The organism is Chryseosolibacter indicum (assembly GCF_018598585.1).
Taxonomy (GTDB): Bacteria; Bacteroidota; Bacteroidia; order Cytophagales; family Cyclobacteriaceae; genus Chryseosolibacter; species Chryseosolibacter indicus.
Genome location: NZ_JAHESD010000021.1, coordinates 1 through 19,156, shown reverse-complemented (window position 1 = coordinate 19,156; position 19,156 = coordinate 1). Strand labels below are relative to the sequence as shown.

The following is a 19,156-nucleotide window of genomic DNA, read 5'->3' as shown; positions in this document are numbered from 1 at the left end:
TGCAGCTTTTTAATTATATTAATTAGATGTTTGGCTGAGGCGTTGTTCTTAAATATGGTTTAACGCGCTTATGGCCTTTAGGGAATTTTGCTGGAATATCTTCATCCTTAACAGCTGCAGTGATAATAACATCCTCACCTTGCTTCCAGTCAGCGGGAGTAGCGACGCTGTAGTTAGCTGTTAACTGAAGGCTGTCAATTACTCTTAGTATTTCGTTAAAGTTTCTTCCTGTTGAAGCAGGATAAGTAATGGTAAGTTTTATCTTCTTGTCAGGTCCAATAACGAATACTGAGCGAACAGTGAACTTGTCGATATTAGGGTGAACCATTCCGTAAAGATTCGCGATCTTAAAATCGGCATCAGCAATCAGCGGATAGTTTACCGTGGTATTTTGAGTTTCATTAATATCAGGAATCCATTTCTTATGAGAGTCAAGTGGGTCAGCACTGATTGCGATAACCTTTGTATTTCTTTTTTCAAACTCAGGTTTTAATCTTGCAACCGAGCCGAGTTCAGTAGTACACACCGGGGTAAAATCGGCAGGGTGAGAAAAGAGGATTCCCCAGCTATTGCCGAGCCATTCGTGAAAACGAATTGTTCCTTCTGTAGTTTCGGCTGTGAAATCAGGAGCAATATCGCCCAATCTAAGTGACATAAGTTATTTTTTAAGGTTGAACATTGGATTGTAAGGTTAACCGTTTCCGGCAACTTTTAGTTTTCCATTAGACTACAATTTAACTATCTCTATAAATGTAATAGAGTTTAAAGATAAAAAAATTACTTCTTTTTGCGCATTCTGAGCTTATTTTCCTTCTTTATAAGGTCTTCCAGGGTATTTGCCTTCAGCATCTCAACAGTAGCATTTCTTACCTGAAGAAAGGCATCTCGTACGCTGCAGACCTCCTCGTCAACGCATTCTACGCAGCGTTCATAAAATTTATACGTAGCACAAGGAACCGCAGCGATAGCACCATCGAACAGCCTGACAACTTCCGCAAGGTTCACTTCCGATGGGGTTCTTCTCAAAAAATAACCGCCTCCCTTGCCCTGCTTGCTCCCCAATATCCCTGCCCGGTTTAAATCAAGAAGTATTGCTTCAAGAAACTTTTTAGGAATACTGCATTTTTCGGAGATATCCTTAATCAGAAATTTTTCTTCTGGCTGCTTTGCCATATGAACAAGGGCATGAATAGCATATTTACATTTCTTTGAAAGCATAGTAAGGGGACAAATTTATGGTTTTGTCTTTATATTTCAGCAATTGTTGCTGGATGGCACAAAAGCCCCGTCTGCAGTACAGAAGTTACTAAACAGGTGTGACTTGGCTTAGGTAAAACAAAAGAGAATGACAATTTATTCCATTTTGATAGTTGGCGCTGGAGGATTTTTAGGAACCATAGCCCGATATGTATCAGTTGTGTTTATTGATAGCAAAATAAAATCACTCCTTCCTTATGGTACTTTGCTTGTAAATATACTTGGATCCTTTGTTCTCGGTTTTGTAATAGGATTGCTTTTAAAAACAGAAGGCCAGCAAAGTTGGAGGTTATTTTTAACCACTGGTTTTTGTGGTGGTTTTACAACCTTCTCAACTTTTGCTTATGAAAACACAAACCTTATACAGCAAAAGATGATAGTTGTGTCAATCACTTATGTAGCAGTAACATTACTTTTAGGAATACTTGCGGTAGTAGCAGGTTTGCTAACGAGCAAATTATTCAATTGATTTAGAAAGAAGAGTGCGTTACTAGTGGTTGTGATGTTTTTTACCAAAAGGAGGTAGTTGTACTATTTTTCCCTGCTCCCATGCATCAGCGCCTGATACTTTTTCAGGAGAAGGTATATCATTTCTGTTTTCACGTTTCTCTTTGGTTGAAATACCAATCTGTTTATCACGCTTTGCAACCAGTGCGGTGTCAAGTTGACCGTCTTTGGTAAAACCCATCATCAGCTGCGGGCTTCCATAAGGTAATTCTTTATCAAGATCTGTATGCCAGGTATGCCATGTTTTACCATAGGTTGAAACAATTTGTTCCATCAGTTCATGTTCGGCTACTTGAGGAATGTTAGGAGCCACAAGTGTTCCTGATTTTACCTCATAAGCATGGCTATGCCAAAGTACTTTTTCTTCAGGAGGCAAAGTTTTAAATAACTTTTCACTGATGATGTATTCAATCCCCATAATGTGCGCATCCTTTTGATTGCCATCGTAAATGACGCATTGCGTTACATCTTCATTCAGCTTGGTGCAGTAGTGATGCGCTTCCATTTGCCCCTTCATGTCTCCATTATAGAAATGAAATCCATTAAGGTAAAGGGCAATTGCATCTACAGGAGGTTTATTTTGCAAAAGTTCCGAACCTGTTTCAAGTGCTTCCGTTTTGGCAGATTTATCACTACCAGGTTCTTCGGTCTGTTCCTGAGATGTATTACCACCACACGAAGCAACAAGTATTATAACCAGAAGTAATAGAAGATTACGCATACAATATTCCTATTTACTTAAGATGGTAGTAAAACGCACCCTCGTCAACGTATCTGGCTTCTTAGAAAACCTTCAATAGTACTGCAAGGAATCAGAAAAGGTTTAGAATCGATAGTGATATTAAGATCGTTTCCTACAACAGTGTACGAACCTTTAATAGCACTGCCCATGACACTTACCTGGAAAGCACCCGAACTTTCGTTACCGTTGAAAGCTCCTCCCTGACTTTGTACTGCTGACTTTGCTCTGTTTAATACATCTGATGGTGTCCCGGTAAATGGTATGGAAAAGTTACAAGCCATAATATTCGTCTGTTTGTTTTGTTTGTACCGTTGTTAAAAGGGTATGCCATTTATAAGATACAAATCAGAACTGGCATTTATAGCCGCTTAATTGAAGGAGTACTTTTCTTTGTAGAAAAACTTCTCCTTATTAATTAAGGCGTCTTACAAACGCGTTTGCATTCGCTCTATGTTATTGAGGAATAGTTTTTTCCGGCCGTAAGGCTGATATGTTTCGCAGTCTTTTACTCCTTCTTTTAATCTCGATCCATTCTACAATTTTTGCAGCTTCATCTAAGAAGAAGCCTAAAATAGTTGGACAACAATCTATTAGTACCATCGAAGACCAATCAAGGGCTCTTTCAACAGCAGACTTGTTTATTGAATTTGAAGAAGATAATGAAAACCCGGATGGTGAAAACGATAATGGAAATAATAATGGGGGAGATGAAGATGAAAATTCACTTGTTCTTGAGGTAGCTGGCGGTACTAACTACACGGTTTCTGGTACCGTTGTAACGCCCAGTTTAAATTTTGCAGGAATACTATCGGTTCCCGTGCGAGTGGCCCAGGGAGAAATGATGAGTAACCGTTACGATCTGCAACTTGTTGTTACCGAAGAAAATGATCCTCCTGTTATTACAGGAAATGTTTTTCTGTCAACTAACGAAAATACTCCAATTGATATTACGCTTGATAAGCTTTTAATAGATGACCCGGATAATGTCTACCCCAATGGATTTAACCTGACAGTACTCGATGGCGAGAATTATAGCGTTTCAGGTAATGCAGTTATTCCTGATCCTCAATTCTCAGGCACTTTAACTACGCAGGTGATCGTGAACGATGGAATTAGCAATAGCGATATTTATAATCTGTCAATTCAGGTAACTGCGGTAAACGAAGCACCGCAAATTACAGGACAAGTACCTTTAGCAATTAACGAGGATAAACCTTTGCCCATTGATTTTTCTCATTTAGTGGTAAATGACCCCGATAGCTCCTATCCAACAGGCTTTTCTCTTTTTGTATCTCCGGGCTCTAACTATACTGTTGCAGGTACAACAATAACCCCAGCAGCAGGATTTAATGGAGTTCTATCGGTTCCGGTATCAGTAAATGATGGCACGGCAACGAGCAACACGTTCTATTTACAGGTAACGGTTAATGCTATAAACAATGCGCCTGTTATTACGGGGCAGGCTTCAACGCTTCAAACCGCTGAAGGGCAATCAATAACTATATCGTTTAACCACATAGCGGTTTCTGATCCTGATAATAATTATCCTGGTGGATTTACGCTAAATGTTTTTCCGGGTGACAATTATACCGTGTCAGGTACTACAGTCACCCCTGTACCTGATTTTTCTGGTATGCTTTCAGTTTCCGTAAGTGTAAGTGATGGCCAGGCAAATAGCAATACATATCCCCTTCAAATAAATGTATCGTCTCAAAATGATCTGCCTGTAATTACAGGACAACAACCGGTTAGCACAAATGAAGACCAATCAGTGACTATTCAGTTCTCTCATCTCGAGGTAGTAGATCCTGATAATGTGTATCCCAATGGTTTTACACTGAACGTAGGATCTGGCCAAAATTATTCTGTAGCAGGAACCACGATTACACCTGCTGCGAACTACCATGGTAATCTTACCGTTCCTGTTTCAGTAAACGATGGGCAGGGGTCAAGCAATACCTTTAATCTTAGTGTTCAGGTTAACCCTGTTAATGATCCTCCCACAATTACTGGGCAGTCACAATTAAACGTGCAGGAAAATGGTTCTATTACACTTGCATTTTCAAACTTCACTGTTACCGACCCTGATAATACTTACCCTAACGGTTTTAGTCTTACTATTCTTCCTGGAAATAATTATACAGTATCAGGCACAACAGTTACTCCAGCTCCTGGTTTCGCTGGTGCACTTACTGTAGGAGTAAAAGTGAGTGATGGTGCTTTAGAAAGTAATCAATTTAATGCGCAGATTTCTGTGCAGGGAACTAATGATACTCCTGAAATCACCGGGCAAGTTCCGTTGCAAACCAATGAAGAGCAAGCTTTCACCATTCAGCTCGCTCACCTTACAGTAACAGATCCTGACAATACTTATCCGCAGGGCTTTACACTTTCAGTAAAACAAGGAAGTAATTATACCGTATCCGGAACTACCATAACACCTGTAAGAGATTTTAACGGACCCTTAACCGTACCGGTAACAGTAAATGATGGCGCTTCTGAAAGTAGTCCATTTGAATTGCAAGTTACAGTACTTCCTGTTAATGATGCACCTTCAATTACAGGACAAGTGGCACTATCTACTTTTAAGAATAAAGCGATTCAGATTGAATTTGCTCACTTAACAGTTACTGATGTTGACAATAATTATCCTGACGGTTTTATAATAAGCACAGGCAATGGCCCGAACTTTACCGCTGTAGGAAATATTGTTACCCCTGCGTTAGATTTTGTTGGTACATTAACTGTTCCTGTTACAGTAAGTGATGGGGCTGCATCCAGTGCTCCCTTTAATCTTAGAATTCAGGTTAATACACCTCCAAATGTTCCTCCTGTTATAAATTCACAGGTTCCGTTAAGTACATACAGAAATACTGCGCTGTTAATTCAACTCTCTCACCTTGTTGTCACCGATCCTGATAACCGTTATCCTGATGATTTTAGGTTAACCGTCTCAAGCGGAAATAATTATAATGTGGAAGGTACAACCATTACGCCCTATCCAAACTTTGTAGGAAAGCTAACGGTGAGGGTGACAGTAAGTGATAAACAATCTACCAGTGCTCCCTTTAATTTGGAAGTTAATGTTTTGCCTGTGGCGGATGTTCCTTTGATTACAGGACAAAAGTTTTTAAGAATAAATGAAGATGACTCGCTTGTTGTTGATCTTTCTCATTTGGTGGTTGTAGACCCTGACAGTAACTTTCCTAATGGTTTTAGCCTTTCAGTTACTACCGGTGAGAACTACAATGTAACAGGAACCCGGATTAAGCCAATGCTTAATTTCTTTGGCTACCTTTCTGTTCCTGTAACGGTAAATGACGGTGTCAATACGAGCAGGCCTTATCAGCTTCTTGTTCTTGTGGATCCTGTTAACGATGCTCCTGCGCTTATTGCAGAGGGTGATACAGAACTGTTCTATTCCAGGGATAATGGAGGACTACAAATTTTTGAAGATGTGTCAGTCATAGATGTGGATGATGATAGCGTTGCGCTGGCAGAAGTTGAGTTTAATGGTTCAACTTATGAAGCAGGCAGAGACTCGTTATCTTATCAATCCGACGCTGCTGTTCGCATTATATTTGACAAGGCATCCGGAACACTCCTGATTATTGGGCTTGCTTCAAAAGAAATATATCAGAACATAATAAGAAGCATTAAATACGACTATCGCAGCAGTTCTGATCCATCGATGAATGAGAAAACAATTTCTTTAACCGTTAACGACGGTAGGATTCCAAGCGCGGCACTAACAAGAACAATAGGATTTGGGGAAGAATCTATTTCGCTTGATATTCCTTCAGGCTTTACCCCTAATGGTGATGGGGCCAACGACACTTGGACAATAAGGTTTACTGACGGTAACATTAATTTTGATAATGCTCAGATACGAATTTATAACCGACGGGGAAGTGTCGTTTTTGAAGCGACAGGGCTAAATGCTGAGTGGGATGGTAGTATGAATGGTGTGCTGCTACCGGCTGATGTGTATTTCTACACCGTAGATCTACAGAATCCAAAGGCCAAAAATCGATATAAAGGTATCATAACACTTTTAAGGTAGTGCTTTAGTCACTAAGTCGGTACAGTTTTTAACGTTAACGAAGTTAAAGGAGGGCAGAAGGATGCGAGTAATGGAAAGACATTCCGACCACAGGCAACACACGCTTGAACATGAGAATATTTCTCTCAAAGAAAAATATCTTTTTATACGGAAATATAGTGAAGAAATTTGTAAGCCACTCGAACAGGAAGATTATGTAGTTCAGCCTACAGTAGATGTTAGTCCACCAAAATGGCATCTGGCACATACCACGTGGTTCTTCGAAGAATTTATTCTTTGTAAATACGATAAAGATTATAAACGATTCAATTCAAAATTCAGCTACCTCTTCAACAGTTACTACAACACTGTTGGAGATCGCGTCTTACGTCTTGATAGAGGGAACATGAGTCGTCCTACCGTTGAGGAAATTTATCAGTACAGAAAATATGTTGACGACCACATGCTCGAACTTCTTGACTATTTGCCTGCTGAAGCGAATTACGTTCTCGAAGTAGGCTTCAACCACGAACAACAACATCAGGAACTTTTATTTACAGATATTAAATATATTCTGGGGCATAATCCGTTGTTTCCTCCTTATAAAACTGGTTTTGTAGAAACATTATATCCCGAGATTAACAATACGTTTGCTTTTATTCCGGAAGGAGAATACACAATAGGTTACTCTGGCTATGGCTTCTCTTATGATAATGAGCATGGTGTACATCGTGTTCTCTTAAAGCCTTATCACATACGAAAGAGCCTTGTTACAAATCAGGAATACCTGGATTTTATTAACGATGGCGGATATACAAGATGGGAATATTGGCATAGCGACGGATGGGAATGGGTAAAACAAAATAATATTACTGCGCCATTGTACTGGTATAGCATTGAAGGAAAATGGTACCGGTATTCATTGAGTGGTCTTGAAACGCTTAACCGGGATGAACCTGTTACGCATATAAGTTTCTATGAAGCTTCTGCACTTGCAGCATGGAAAGGAATGAGATTACCTACAGAGTTTGAGTGGGAAGCAGCTGCCGATCAGTTCAATTGGGGGCAACGTTGGGAGCATACCAATAGCGCATATCTTCCTTATCCTGGCTATTCAAAGCCTGACGGGGCGTTAGGAGAATACAACGGTAAGTTTATGGTAAATACCATGGTTCTGCGTGGTGCGTCTGTTGCAACACCACCAAATCATTCCAGGAAGAGTTATCGCAATTTCTTCTACCCGCAGCTTAGGTGGCAGTTTAATGGGATTCGTTTGTGTAAGGATAACCAATAGTAAAATGGGAGTACAATCATATATAATTGATGCAGATATAGTTGAAGCTGTTAACCAGGGCCTATCTTCTACCCCGAAGCATCTTCCCAGCTGGCTTCTTTATGATGCACAGGGAGATCAGATCTTCCAATCAATTATGCGGATGCCTGAGTACTATCCTACAGGATGCGAATATGAGATTCTCAGAAACTACAGGAAGCACTTGTCGCACTATTTTACCAACGCGGCCGATTCTTTTGAACTAATTGAACTGGGGCCTGGCGATGGTGTAAAAACGCAATTGTTGCTGGCTTACCTTCTCGACCAGGAGACGAATTTTACATACATACCAATTGATGTTTCTGAAAATGTTCTGGATCTGCTGAAGAATAGATTATCACATGCACTGCCTAAGCTTCAAATTCAACCGCATACCGGCCGATACGAAGAAGCATTACTGCTCTTCAAAGAAAACAAGAATAGGAAGGTAATTCTTTTTTTGGGAGCAAACATAGGTAACTACCCGATCAACAGCGCTCGTCAATTTATCAATAAGATAAGTAAGGCGATGTCACCAGAAGATTTTCTTTTAGTAGGATTTGATTTAAAGAAAGATCCGAGAGTTGTTCAGCTTGCTTATGATGATCCAAATGGAATAACCAAAGCATTTAATTTGAACTTGCTCGCAAGATTAAACCGTGAACTTGGAGCTAACTTTTCATTGGATCAATTTAGTCATTTCCCTACCTATGATCCTGAAAGCGCCACTGCTAAAAGCTTTTTGGTAAGCCGAAGAAAACAGGACGTGTATATAGATGCACTGAATAGCACGTTTCATTTTGAAGCCTGGGAAACTATCCATACGGAAGTTTCCCAGAAATATGATCTTCAAATGATTGACGACATGGCGTCAAAATATAACTTAGAAGTTGCAGATGTCTTTTACGACAAGAATAAATACTTTGCTGACGTTCTTCTCAGGAAAAGGCCTGCATAATTTTCGTACTTACAGGGCCACATTCATGTGAGGGAAATTAGGCTCAGGGTTATTGTTGTTCGTATCTGTAGTTGCCTGGTGCTCCCACATTTCTTTAAATACAAGGCTGTAACGCTTCAGTTCTTCAAAAGACCCTTCATCAATAACAGTACCGTTGCGAAGTATATAGATGTAATCAAATTGAGTTAACAAGTGCAAGCGATGAAGCGATGAGATAACTGATTTGCCCTGAAACGTATTGAACATGTTCTTGTAGATCATTTTCTCCGTCCTGGGATCAACACTGCTCGTAGGTTCGTCCATAAGGATTATATCACTTTGTCTCGCAGCCAATATTCCCCTTGCTAAAGCTAATCGTTGTTTCTGGCCACCTGAAAGGTTAACACCTTTTTCCTGAATGTGCGTATGTAGTCCTGCTGGAAGTTTCTTCACAACATCTGCAAAGTGTGCTTCTTCACATACTTGCATTACTTCTTCTTCAGTAAACGGCAACCCTAATGTAATGTTGTACAAGATCGAGTTTTCGAATATCTCGGGCTCCTGCGGAAATAGGGTAACCGTTGATGCAATGCTTTCAAAATTAGCAACTGTTTTTCCGTTAACCATAACGTAGGAAGTTGTTTGAGGTGTATGTAAACCTCTCAGGAGTGAGAGTAATGTACTTTTACCACTTCCGCTTTCGCCGATTAATGCAATACGTTGTCCTTTCTGAATGCGCATGTTCAGGTCAAATAATCCCGATGGCTTTCTTGAAGGATCTTTCTCGCGCCTTACGAAGTTAAGGCCATCAATATTGATTGTATTCCAATTGGCAGGCAGTGTGCTGATACCTTCTTTTGATGATAGGTTATCATAAGCTTTCTCTACCTCTTTTACGTTCTGTACTTCCGTATGGAACTTTACAATTTGTGTGTACTGAGAGGCAATGTCATTAAACACACTTGTAAATTGGTTTACATAGCCGATTAACACAATAAGGCCACCTATCTGAAAAACTTCTCCTGGTACATAGTTTTGATAAATGTATCCAAACACGCTCACACAGTAGATAAGACCAACCATCATCTGCGCAACAAACCATTTCCATTCGTTAATGGTAACATTTCTTTTGAAAGCAGGAAACACGTTCTTTATCTTATCCATTAACCGTGTTTGAATCCTTGATTCAAGTTTCAAGGTAATTACGGTACGGATATTCGAAAGACTATCAAAAAGTGTTGATGATACTTCGTGTTCTTTCTGATTTACTTCACGTAACGATTTAATAAAAGGTTTATCGAACTGAACGATTATCATAATAGTGATCAGACCTAACACTACGCCTACTGCCCCAAATATTGGAGAGAAGTATATCATTGCCGCGAAAGAGAAAACAAACTTTCCAAATGAATACAGATACACGAATCCGGATTGGAAGAAGTCACGTAGTGCTTCGTAAGCTTTTCTTAATTTGTTTATAGTCGATCCGCTATGATTATCCTGGTGCCAGTCTACGGGTAAGTGAAGTACTTTGTGATACAACTCTTCCATAAAGTTTTGACTAACACGGAAAGCAAGTTTTCTTTCCATTACCCTAGCCGGACCGTGGAAAGCCCACTCAAAAAGGCGTAATCCTAAAAAGCCGGCGACGTATATCCATGACGTGTTAATAACTGCTGCTCCATGTTGCTGAAGTTGGTTTACAAACCAGCCATAGAAGAGAGGGTTCATAGCAACGATAAGATTAGCAACTACGAACATAGAGTAAATTAAAATGAACCGTCGCTTTTCATGACGGGCATATTTCCATGCTGTACTTAGCAGGGAAAGGTAAGGGTTTTGCATGTAGCTTGAAGATTTAATTTTAATGGGTTGTCAAGAATTGTGATACAAAATTCTTTGATCTCTCACTAAGAAAGAAGTTTAATTAAATATTCCTTCTTACATATCTGCCGTTTAAAGTCTGGGGAAGTTTTTTCGCGAAACAAGTTGTCAGAAGTAGCCTTTTTGTCAGAAGTGAATAAAAATACAACGATATAGAGCTGGTGTTATTATTTACTTCTGATGCTTAAAATTCAAAAGTAAATGAAGAGGTTAAACAATAAACTGCTCGATAAAGTTACAACAACACGCAGCGGCTATTGGCATACTTACTCTTCAGGTTATTTCAACAGTAGTTTAGAAAACGCTAATTCAGCTTCTCTTGTAGGTTTTGGCTGCCCATTACCTAGTAGCGTGGCATCACTACTGTTAACACAGACTGCTTACTTTGAATTTATTGCTGGTAGCTGCCTTTACAATGCAAACGTTACAAGGTCTGGCCAATTTTTCTCTGATATCCCAACACAAACAGAAAGTGTTCCTTCCGGAAACAGTAACATTTACTTTACTTCCCGTCCAAGTGGGAAGGCCTCTGAGCATGGTGCTGGCGTTCGGTTCTGTATGAATATTCGAAAAGTTAGCAGAGAAAGGGAAATATTACATTCTTATGTATCGTCATTAGCGTTTACTAGCAAAATTTTTTCAAATCCCATTTGCTATCCACGCCTTAAACAGGTTGTGTCTGGATCTCGCAACATTGATACTACAGCAGTATTTACTACTCATACCTCGCTGATAAATCTTTGCTGTGTCGGAAAAAATGAATTGGATACTTGTGTGAAAACTTTACCGGCCCAAACACAAGCGGTAAATACCAAAAGTGCTTTAGAGCAAAGTATAAACGACAAAGCGTACAATCACCAATTACCTGCCATGCACCACAACACAGACCAGTACACACCTAAGGCAATTACTAGAAAAAAAGAAGTTTTAAAAATGCCGCATCGCGGATTACCAGGAGGGAAGAATTTATGAAGAGAAAAATCGCCTTTATCAGTGAGCATGCTTCGCCATTAGCAACTTTGGGTGGGGTTGACAGCGGGGGACAAAATGTATATGTCGGAGAGCTCGCTAAACATTTAGTGTCACAAGGTTACGAGATTGATATTTTTACCCGTTGGGATAACAGTAACTTACCAATGGTAATTAACTGGGTGAACGATATCCGTGTAATACACATCGAGGCAGGTCCTGTTGAAGTAATGGAAAAGGAGAAGCTGTATGAACACATGCCCGAGTTCACAAGCAATATGATCTCCTTCATTACAAAAGAGAATATCTCGTATGGCCTTATTCACGCTAACTTCTGGATGTCTGCAATGGTAGCAGCTGATATCAAGAAAGTATTAAATATTCCTTTTGTTGTAACCTTTCATGCCCTCGGTTATATCAGAAAAATTCACCAGGGCAATAACGACAAGTTTCCTGAGGAACGTATCGACATTGAAAGAAAGATTGTTGAAGAAGCAGATCAGATTATAGCTGAGTGTCCGCAGGACAAGGAAGATCTCATTCAGTATTACGATGCTAAGACTGAAAAGATTACTATTATTCCCTGCGGCTTTAATCCAAATGAATTTTATCCGATGGATAAAATGCTTGCCCGCATGGTCTTGAATATCGACTGTAATGAATTTGTAGTTCTTCAGTTAGGCAGAATGGTTCCCAGGAAAGGAATCGATAACGTCATTAGTGCAGTAGGACGCCTGAAAAAACTTGCTTCACCAATCAGGCTGGTTGTTGTAGGAGGTGAGACCGACAACATTGAGACGGAAACAAATCCCGAGATAAACCGACTCCGTGACATTGCCGCGGAAGAAGATGTACTGGATTGTATAACTTTTGCAGGCCGCAAAAAACGTGATATTCTAAAGTATTACTACGCAGCCGCTGATGTATTCGTAACTACACCTTGGTACGAACCCTTCGGCATTACACCGCTGGAATCAATGGCGTGTGGTACACCCGTTATTGGAAGCAATGTTGGCGGTATCAAGTATAGCGTAGAAGACGGTAAGACCGGGTTCCTGGTTGAGCCAAATGATCCAGAGATGCTTGCCTTGAAGATGTATGACATGTTCAACGATCCTGCTCTATTAAAGACAATGCGCAAGAACGCATTGAAAAGAGTAAATGCTTTATTCACCTGGTCCAAAGTGTCAGAGATGATGGCGAGCTTATACGAAAGAACATTGCTCCTCAACCCTGTATACCGCATGGATGAAGACGAAGCGCTCAATTTTATTGATGAGTCTTTCGAGCAGGTTGTTGATACAGTAATAAAAACAAAGCAATTACTTGCTGTGCCAACGTTACGGGCGGCAACAATGATGGCAAATTGTTTCAGGAAGAATAAGAAGGTGCTGGTTTGTGGCAATGGTGGAAGCGCTGCTGAAAGTTTACACTTCGTAGCAGAGCTTGTTGGGCGTTTTGAAATAGCAAAACGACAGGCGCTACCAGCAATCGCCCTCACAGCCGATACTGCTACTATTACCGCATGGTCCAACGATGTTGGTTATGAAGATGTTTTTGCAAGACAAGTAGAGGCGTATGGTCAAAAGGGAGACATCTTATTTTGCTTTAGTACCAGTGGCCAGTCCGTTAATGTCATTAACGCCATGAAGGTCGCGCTTGAAAAGAATATGTATGTTATCGCTATGACAGGGAAAGATGGAGGAGCAATGAGCTTGTATGCCCATGTTAATCTGATCATTCCGTCGGATAGCACACAACGCATTCAGGAGATGCATCTTCATCTGTTGCATACATTATGCAGTCTGATTGAAGACAAGTTGTTTAAAAATAAGATCAGGGTTAAAACCAGTGTCAAGACGCATCTGGTAAGCGAAAAGGTAAATGCGAAATATTCCTTGAGTACAAATACGAAGTACAATGGTCATGCGTAAAGCAATTTTTCTTGATAAGGATGGAACGTTGATTAAAGACGTTTCATATAATGTCGATCCATCGCTCATTGTATTAGAGGAAAATTGTACTGAAGGATTAAAGCTACTCCAGGACGAAGGCTATTTGTTAGTTATTATTTCAAATCAGTCAGGCGTAGCTCACGGTTATTTTAGCGAGAATAAGCTTGAAGGTGTTAGATTGAGACTTGATGAACTACTGGGCGAACATGGAGTAAAATTAGACGCGATGTACTATTGTCCGCATCACCCGAAGGGTAGTGTATCTCCTTACGCCATAAACTGCGATTGCAGAAAGCCTATGCCAGGTATGATCATAAAAGCATCGAAAGATTTTAATATTGACCTCTCCGCGTCTTGGATGATTGGTGATATATTGAATGATGTTGAAGCAGGGAACCGCGCCGGTTGCCGTACTATTCTGATTGATAATGGTAATGAAACAGAATGGATAAAGGATGAATACAGAGAGCCAACATATAAGGCAAGCTCTATAAATGAAGCCGCTTCTTTTATATTTCAACAAGTAGTCGTATGAATACGTTAAAGCTAAGTCATCAGGAAATAATAAATGGATTTCAAAATAAAAATGTACTTGTTATAGGTGACATGATTCTAGATGTGTACCTCAAGGGTACAAGCACAAGACTCTCACCCGAAGCACCGGTTCCCGTAGTTGATGTAAAGGAAAGAAAAGCTTTTTTAGGAGGAGCAGCAAATACGGTCTGTAACTTAAAGGCTTTAGGAGCAAACGTTACTTTCTGTACGGTAGTAGGTGAAGATGCCGAGGGCGATGAAGCAATAGAACTTCTTGAAAAGATAGATGTAAAGAATTACAGCATACTGCGCACTACCGAGCGTAAAACAATAGCTAAGACTCGCGTTATGTCTGGCAAGCATGTTATAACTAGGTTTGACTATGGCTCGTGTGATGCACTTGATGAAGAAACAGCAGATATATTAATTGAATACATAACTGAAAATTACGAGTCCTGTGATGCAATATTCCTGTCTGATTATGATAAAGGAATTATCACAGATAGAGTGCTTCAGGCATTGAAGGCACTGCAGTCAAAAATGCCTAAGTTTCTTGCCGTAGATTCCAAACGTCTTACTTTCTTTTCATCACTGCATCCTTATCTCGTAAAGCCGAATTACGATGAGGTAGTAAAATTGATGAACCTTCCTTACCAGGTTTCAGGACGAGCAGAGCAGATTCGCGATGTGTCAGCACAATTATATGAGAAAGTTAATGCCGAGTTGATAGCAGTAACGCTGGATTCAGAAGGGTCTATGGTTATTGAACTTGGCCAGGCAGCATACAGATGTTTTGCCCCGCCTATTGCAACGCCTTACGTTGCGGGAGCAGGCGATACTTATCTCAGCGCTTTCGTTTTGGCTTATATAACTTCTATTGATAGCAGGAGGAGTGCTGATATTGCCAATGCAGCAGCGCACATAGCAGTCAAAAAGGAGTTAACATCAACGTGCTCAAATGCAGAGCTCAAAAACTATTATAGCGTTCAAAGCAAGTATGTAGGTTCGTTTGCAGAACTTGAAAATATTTGTGAAAACTATCGGGCACAAGGTAAGCGTATTGTGTTTACCAACGGATGTTTTGATATCCTTCACAGTGGTCATGTTACCTACCTCCATTGTGCGAAAGAGCTAGGTGATGTATTAATCGTAGGTGTCAATACAGATGAAAGTATTAAGAGATTGAAAGGAGAGTCACGTCCAATTAATCCTCTGCTCGATAGGTTACAAGTGTTGGCTGGTCTTGCTTCTATTGATTATGTTGTTGCCTTTGGCAACGAAAAGGATGATACCCCTATTGAGGTAATCAAAGTTGTTAAGCCAAACATCTTTGCAAAGGGTGGTGATTATACAAAAGAAAAACTTCCGGAAGCATCAACTGTAGAGCAATTCGGTGGACAAATTGTTTTTCTTCCTCATATACCGGATCATTCAACTACGGAAATCATAAGGCGAATTAGTAACACAGCCACTTCAGATCAGGCTGTAATAATAACAAGCTTGCAGTAGATGATGAATTGGGCTAACTGCAAAAACATACTTTGTATCAGGCTGGATAACATGGGAGATGTTCTCATGTCCAGCCCTGCTTTTAAAGCGTTGAAAGAATCGTTCGGTGCACATATAACTTTGCTTACTTCTTCTGCCGGTAAAGGCATAGCGCAGTTTATTCCTGTTGTAGATGAAGTAATTACGTATGATGTTCCTTGGGTAAAAGGACCATCATCAGATATTGACTCTTTTTCAGAAATAGTACAGGTACTAAAGGCAAAGAAGTTTGATGGTGCCGTAATCTTTACGGTCTTCAGCCAAAATCCGCTGCCATCTGTTATGCTCGCCTACCTCGCAGAGATTCCCTTGCGCCTGGCCTATTGCCGCGAAAACCCGTACGGCTTGCTAACGCACTGGGTACCTGAAGAAGAACCATACACCTTCATACGACATCAGGTACAACGGGATTTGGACCTCGTCAAAACAGTTGGCGCTGTCACAACCAACTCTCAACTTGTATTAACAACAGGTAAAGAGAAAAAGGATTTTGTTCTAGATAAGTTATCATCATTGGGGCTTAACCTGGATAAACCATGGTTAATCTTTCATCCTGGCGTTAGCGAAGTAAAAAGGCAATATCCTTCTGCGCTTTGGACAGAGGCAGGAAAATTAATTACAGAAAACCTGGCTTGCCAGGTAGTCATTACAGGTGGCCCGGCTGAAGTAGAGTTATGTGCCGATATTCAAAATGGTATCGGAGCAGATTGTATATCAGCAGCAGGGGAATTTTCATTGGGTGGATTTATAGAACTTATTGATTCTGCTCCATTAACGGTATCGGTAAACACAGGAACAATTCACTTATGTGCTGCACTGCAAAAACCGGTTGTTGTGTTATACGCACTTACCAACCCACAGCATGCGCCTTGGAAAACAACAGGTAAAATTTTAACCTTTCCCGTTGAAGATAATTTACAAAGTAAAAACGAGGTATTGCAGTTTCTCAATCGCAGCTATTTTAAAGATGCCGCAGCGGGTATAAGGCCTCATGATATTTATCTGGCCGTGCGTTCTATTCTTATTGAAGGAGTCGCAGAGCCAATGCCCGAACTTATTATTACGAATACAAATGTTTTGGCTTAAGGAATAAGTGGTGCTTTAAATTTTAAGGCACCATATATCCGGTAATACAACGATAAGTATGGAATTAATAGGGAAGTTAAGATCATTTCCATCACGTGCGAAAATGATCGGGAAGTTGATGAAAGCCTTTTTGCAGTGAACCATAGCGTTCCGCCAATCCAGCCGCATAACCCAGCTATCTTTATTTCATAATGAGGAGCAGAAGCTCCTATAAGAAATAGTAAGAGGCACAATAAGATAAAATAGTAGAGAAGTGGTGGGTTAGGTTGTATTCTTTCTCTATACAATCTTGGATATTTCTTGAAGAGCAATGCATTGAATATTCCCTTGCGTTGCTCTTGAAGACTAATTCCCCACGGCGCCTTTCTTACCGGATGTGTAACAATAGCGTTCTTTAAGGTGATCACCGGTACACCATGCAGTATTAATTTAAAGTGTAAATCGCTGTCTTCTCTCCAGGCCATGGTAAACTGTTCATCAAGGCCGCCCACTTTAAGTAAAGCCTTTTTGCTGCAGGCGCAGTTAGCAGTTATAAATTCAGCTCTTTCTAAATTTGAAATGTTCTTTTCGTAGTCTGTCGGTACTTTCGGTATTGGCACTATTGTTCGTCCTGAAAATGCAATTTCTTCAAGTCCTTTTTGAACGAAGGTCTGATACAGTACGCTTAACCACTTCGATCCCGGCATGCAATCATCATCAGTAAACGCAATAAGCTCTCCTGCAGCCTTTCTCCATCCCATATTCCGCGCAGCCGCCGGTCCCTTCTTCTGGGGTAAAGCGTAATAATAGACATTCAGGTTCGTCTTCGACTTAACCTTGTTAAACTCTCTTTGAGTAATCTCGTCTGGCCCGTCACTTACAATAATTATTTCAAAAAGATCCCTGCTAAAGTCTTGTTGCAAAAGTGCGTCTATACATCTGAGCAGAAGTACAGGCCTCTTGTAAGTAGGAATAACAACTGAAACTTTTATTGATTGACTTACTTCCATAATGTAATGCTCTGCATTAAATAAAAAGTGTGCCTTTTCAATGGCATTAAATTATATACTCAATTATAAAATTTCTTGAGAAGTTAGATGAAAAGATTTGACGAAACATCAATTAAAAAAGTAGGTATTTTTCGCGCACTTTACTTGGGTGACATGTTATGTATCATCCCTATGGTACGAGCTATGCGCCACGCTTATCCGCACGCGCATATAACACTGATAGGTTTGCGATGGCAGAAAGATTTTGTCAAACGCTTTTCTCATTACTTCGACGATTTCATGGAGTTCCCCGGTTGGCCAGGATTACCCGAGCAACAGCCTGATGAAAACAGCATTGCTGATTTTCTCACGCGCGTTCGTACTTACGAATTTGACCTTGTTCTGCAAATGCAGGGAAATGGTATCATCACTAACAGCATGTGCCTTTCATGGGGAGCCAAACAGGTTGCCGGTTTAAGAAGGAGCGAGCAGCACTATCACGATGATACATTGTTTCCGGTATCAGAAGACACCGATCATGAAGTCCTAAGATTTTTAAAGCTGGCGGATGCGCTGGCTATTCCTCATCAGGGAGCAGAACTTGAGTTCCCATTCCTTGAGGAAGAAATTCAGAATTATCAATCAATCGTTAATACACTTCAGCTCCATAATAAGTATATCTGTATTCATGCAGGTGCTCGTGATGTAAGAAGAAGGTGGCCTGTTGATAACTTCGCTTTTGTGGCTAATCAATTGGCTCTTAAAGGCTATAAATTAGTCCTAACGGGATCCATGGACGAAGAAGAGTTGCTAAAGGATCTTCAAAATAAAATTGATGCTCCAGTAGTTAACATTGTCGATCGGCTTGGCCAGGTACCGTTAGGTGAGCTGGGTTTAATACTCAATAACTGTTCAATGCTCCTCAGTAATGATACTGGCGTATCTCATGTTGCTTCCGCACTTAAAGTTCCTAGCGTTGTCGTCTTCTCTCCCTTTTCCGATATGCAGCGCTGGGCACCTTTACAAACATCACTTCACAAGATTATTCTTTTTGAACAAGCAAAAGATCCTGAGTTTGTTCTTTACACGGTTTTGGATCAACTCGAAAAAATTCAAACTTCAAATACGTCAAACGAATTCTCTTCCCAACCACTCGGCCTTGCCAGGTAATTGCATACGCAATACAACCTCAGTCACTCGGCTTTGCCGGGTGACGACTAATAATCAAAGTATCTTTTCTTAGTGCTTACGCCAATTAAACCAATTAAACTAAGACTTCGCTCGATGCTACATTCCCCACATCATCCTGAATAAAAACAATAATTTTGCTGATCATATCTATCGGCGTTATAAATCGATAATGCCAGCATTTAAAGTCTCTATTAGTTTCTGCCTGCTCAAGCACACCTCCGGCC

General features: G+C 40.3%; 16 protein-coding genes. 10 read left to right on the top strand and 6 right to left on the bottom strand.

The genetic code is table 11. The features are described from left to right. Positions 1–22 precede the first annotated feature (22 nt). Together KK060_RS11055 and KK060_RS11050 are read right to left on the bottom strand one after the other, a co-directional pair. Positions 23–655 (bottom strand): peroxiredoxin, encoded by a 633-nt coding sequence (locus tag KK060_RS11055; RefSeq protein WP_254153791.1) that lies wholly within the window; start codon positions 653–655, stop codon positions 23–25. Positions 656–777: 122 nt separating this feature from the next. Continuing rightward, complete coding sequence (locus KK060_RS11050; RefSeq protein WP_254153790.1) at positions 778–1,218, bottom strand: RrF2 family transcriptional regulator; 441 nt, start codon at positions 1,216–1,218, stop codon at positions 778–780. Between the two features lie 127 nt (positions 1,219–1,345). On the opposite strand from KK060_RS11050, the gene crcB reads away from it, so the two are divergent. Further along, positions 1,346–1,726 carry a fluoride efflux transporter CrcB gene (gene crcB, locus KK060_RS11045; protein ID WP_254153789.1) on the top strand — a complete coding sequence of 127 codons (381 nt, stop codon included), beginning with the start codon at positions 1,346–1,348 and terminating at the stop codon, positions 1,724–1,726. Between the two features lie 21 nt (positions 1,727–1,747). Here crcB and KK060_RS11040 read toward each other — a convergent pair whose 3' ends face one another. After that, positions 1,748–2,485 (bottom strand): OBAP family protein, encoded by a 738-nt coding sequence (locus tag KK060_RS11040; protein WP_254153788.1) that lies wholly within the window; start codon positions 2,483–2,485, stop codon positions 1,748–1,750. A 44-nt stretch (positions 2,486–2,529) separates the two neighbouring features. After that, complete coding sequence (locus KK060_RS11035) at positions 2,530–2,787, bottom strand: hypothetical protein (protein ID WP_254153787.1); 258 nt, start codon at positions 2,785–2,787, stop codon at positions 2,530–2,532. 209 nt (positions 2,788–2,996) lie between these two features. On the opposite strand from KK060_RS11035, the gene KK060_RS11030 reads away from it, so the two are divergent. The 3 genes from KK060_RS11030 (at position 2,997) to KK060_RS11020 (ending at position 8,818) form a co-directional block, all read left to right on the top strand. Beyond that, complete coding sequence (locus tag KK060_RS11030; RefSeq protein ID WP_254153786.1) at positions 2,997–6,569, top strand: tandem-95 repeat protein; 3,573 nt, start codon at positions 2,997–2,999, stop codon at positions 6,567–6,569. A gap of 70 nt (positions 6,570–6,639) precedes the next feature. After that, positions 6,640–7,842: an ergothioneine biosynthesis protein EgtB gene (gene egtB, locus KK060_RS11025; protein ID WP_254153785.1), complete on the top strand. Its 1,203-nt coding sequence runs from the start codon at positions 6,640–6,642 to the stop codon at positions 7,840–7,842. Between the two features lie 4 nt (positions 7,843–7,846). Beyond that, positions 7,847–8,818, top strand: a complete 972-nt coding sequence (locus KK060_RS11020) for an L-histidine N(alpha)-methyltransferase (protein WP_254153784.1) — start codon at positions 7,847–7,849, stop codon at positions 8,816–8,818. 9 nt (positions 8,819–8,827) lie between these two features. Here KK060_RS11020 and KK060_RS11015 read toward each other — a convergent pair whose 3' ends face one another. Beyond that, positions 8,828–10,642, bottom strand: coding sequence for an ABC transporter ATP-binding protein (locus KK060_RS11015; RefSeq protein WP_254153783.1), 1,815 nt, complete (start codon positions 10,640–10,642; stop codon positions 8,828–8,830). A 240-nt stretch (positions 10,643–10,882) separates the two neighbouring features. On the opposite strand from KK060_RS11015, the gene KK060_RS11010 reads away from it, so the two are divergent. The 5 genes from KK060_RS11010 to KK060_RS10990 are packed head-to-tail and all read left to right on the top strand — an operon-like array spanning position 10,883 to position 16,773. Next, a complete protein-coding gene (locus tag KK060_RS11010; protein ID WP_254153782.1) occupies positions 10,883–11,653 on the top strand; it encodes a hypothetical protein in 771 nt (256 codons plus the stop codon). Then, entirely contained in the window at positions 11,650–13,584 is a 1,935-nt protein-coding gene (locus KK060_RS11005) for a glycosyltransferase (RefSeq protein ID WP_254153781.1), read from the top strand. The genes KK060_RS11010 and KK060_RS11005 overlap by 4 nt, the downstream gene beginning before the upstream one ends. Next, positions 13,577–14,140 carry a D-glycero-alpha-D-manno-heptose-1,7-bisphosphate 7-phosphatase gene (locus KK060_RS11000; RefSeq protein ID WP_254153780.1) on the top strand — a complete coding sequence of 188 codons (564 nt, stop codon included), beginning with the start codon at positions 13,577–13,579 and terminating at the stop codon, positions 14,138–14,140. The genes KK060_RS11005 and KK060_RS11000 overlap by 8 nt, the downstream gene beginning before the upstream one ends. Further along, complete coding sequence (rfaE2, locus tag KK060_RS10995) at positions 14,137–15,648, top strand: D-glycero-beta-D-manno-heptose 1-phosphate adenylyltransferase (RefSeq protein ID WP_254153779.1); 1,512 nt, start codon at positions 14,137–14,139, stop codon at positions 15,646–15,648. Before KK060_RS11000 ends, rfaE2 begins: the two co-directional genes overlap by 4 nt. Further along, positions 15,649–16,773, top strand: coding sequence for a glycosyltransferase family 9 protein (locus KK060_RS10990; protein ID WP_254153778.1), 1,125 nt, complete (start codon positions 15,649–15,651; stop codon positions 16,771–16,773). It abuts the gene before it with no gap. On the opposite strand, the gene KK060_RS10985 is transcribed toward KK060_RS10990, so the two are convergent. Continuing rightward, the gene (locus KK060_RS10985) at positions 16,770–17,762 is read right to left on the bottom strand and encodes a glycosyltransferase family 2 protein (protein WP_254153777.1); all 993 of its coding nucleotides are present in this window, start codon (positions 17,760–17,762) and stop codon (positions 16,770–16,772) included. The genes KK060_RS10990 and KK060_RS10985 overlap by 4 nt on opposite strands. An 87-nt stretch (positions 17,763–17,849) precedes the next feature. On the opposite strand from KK060_RS10985, the gene KK060_RS10980 reads away from it, so the two are divergent. Next, a complete protein-coding gene (locus tag KK060_RS10980) occupies positions 17,850–18,911 on the top strand; it encodes a glycosyltransferase family 9 protein (RefSeq protein WP_254153776.1) in 1,062 nt (353 codons plus the stop codon). The last annotated feature ends 245 nt before the right edge of the window (positions 18,912–19,156 follow it).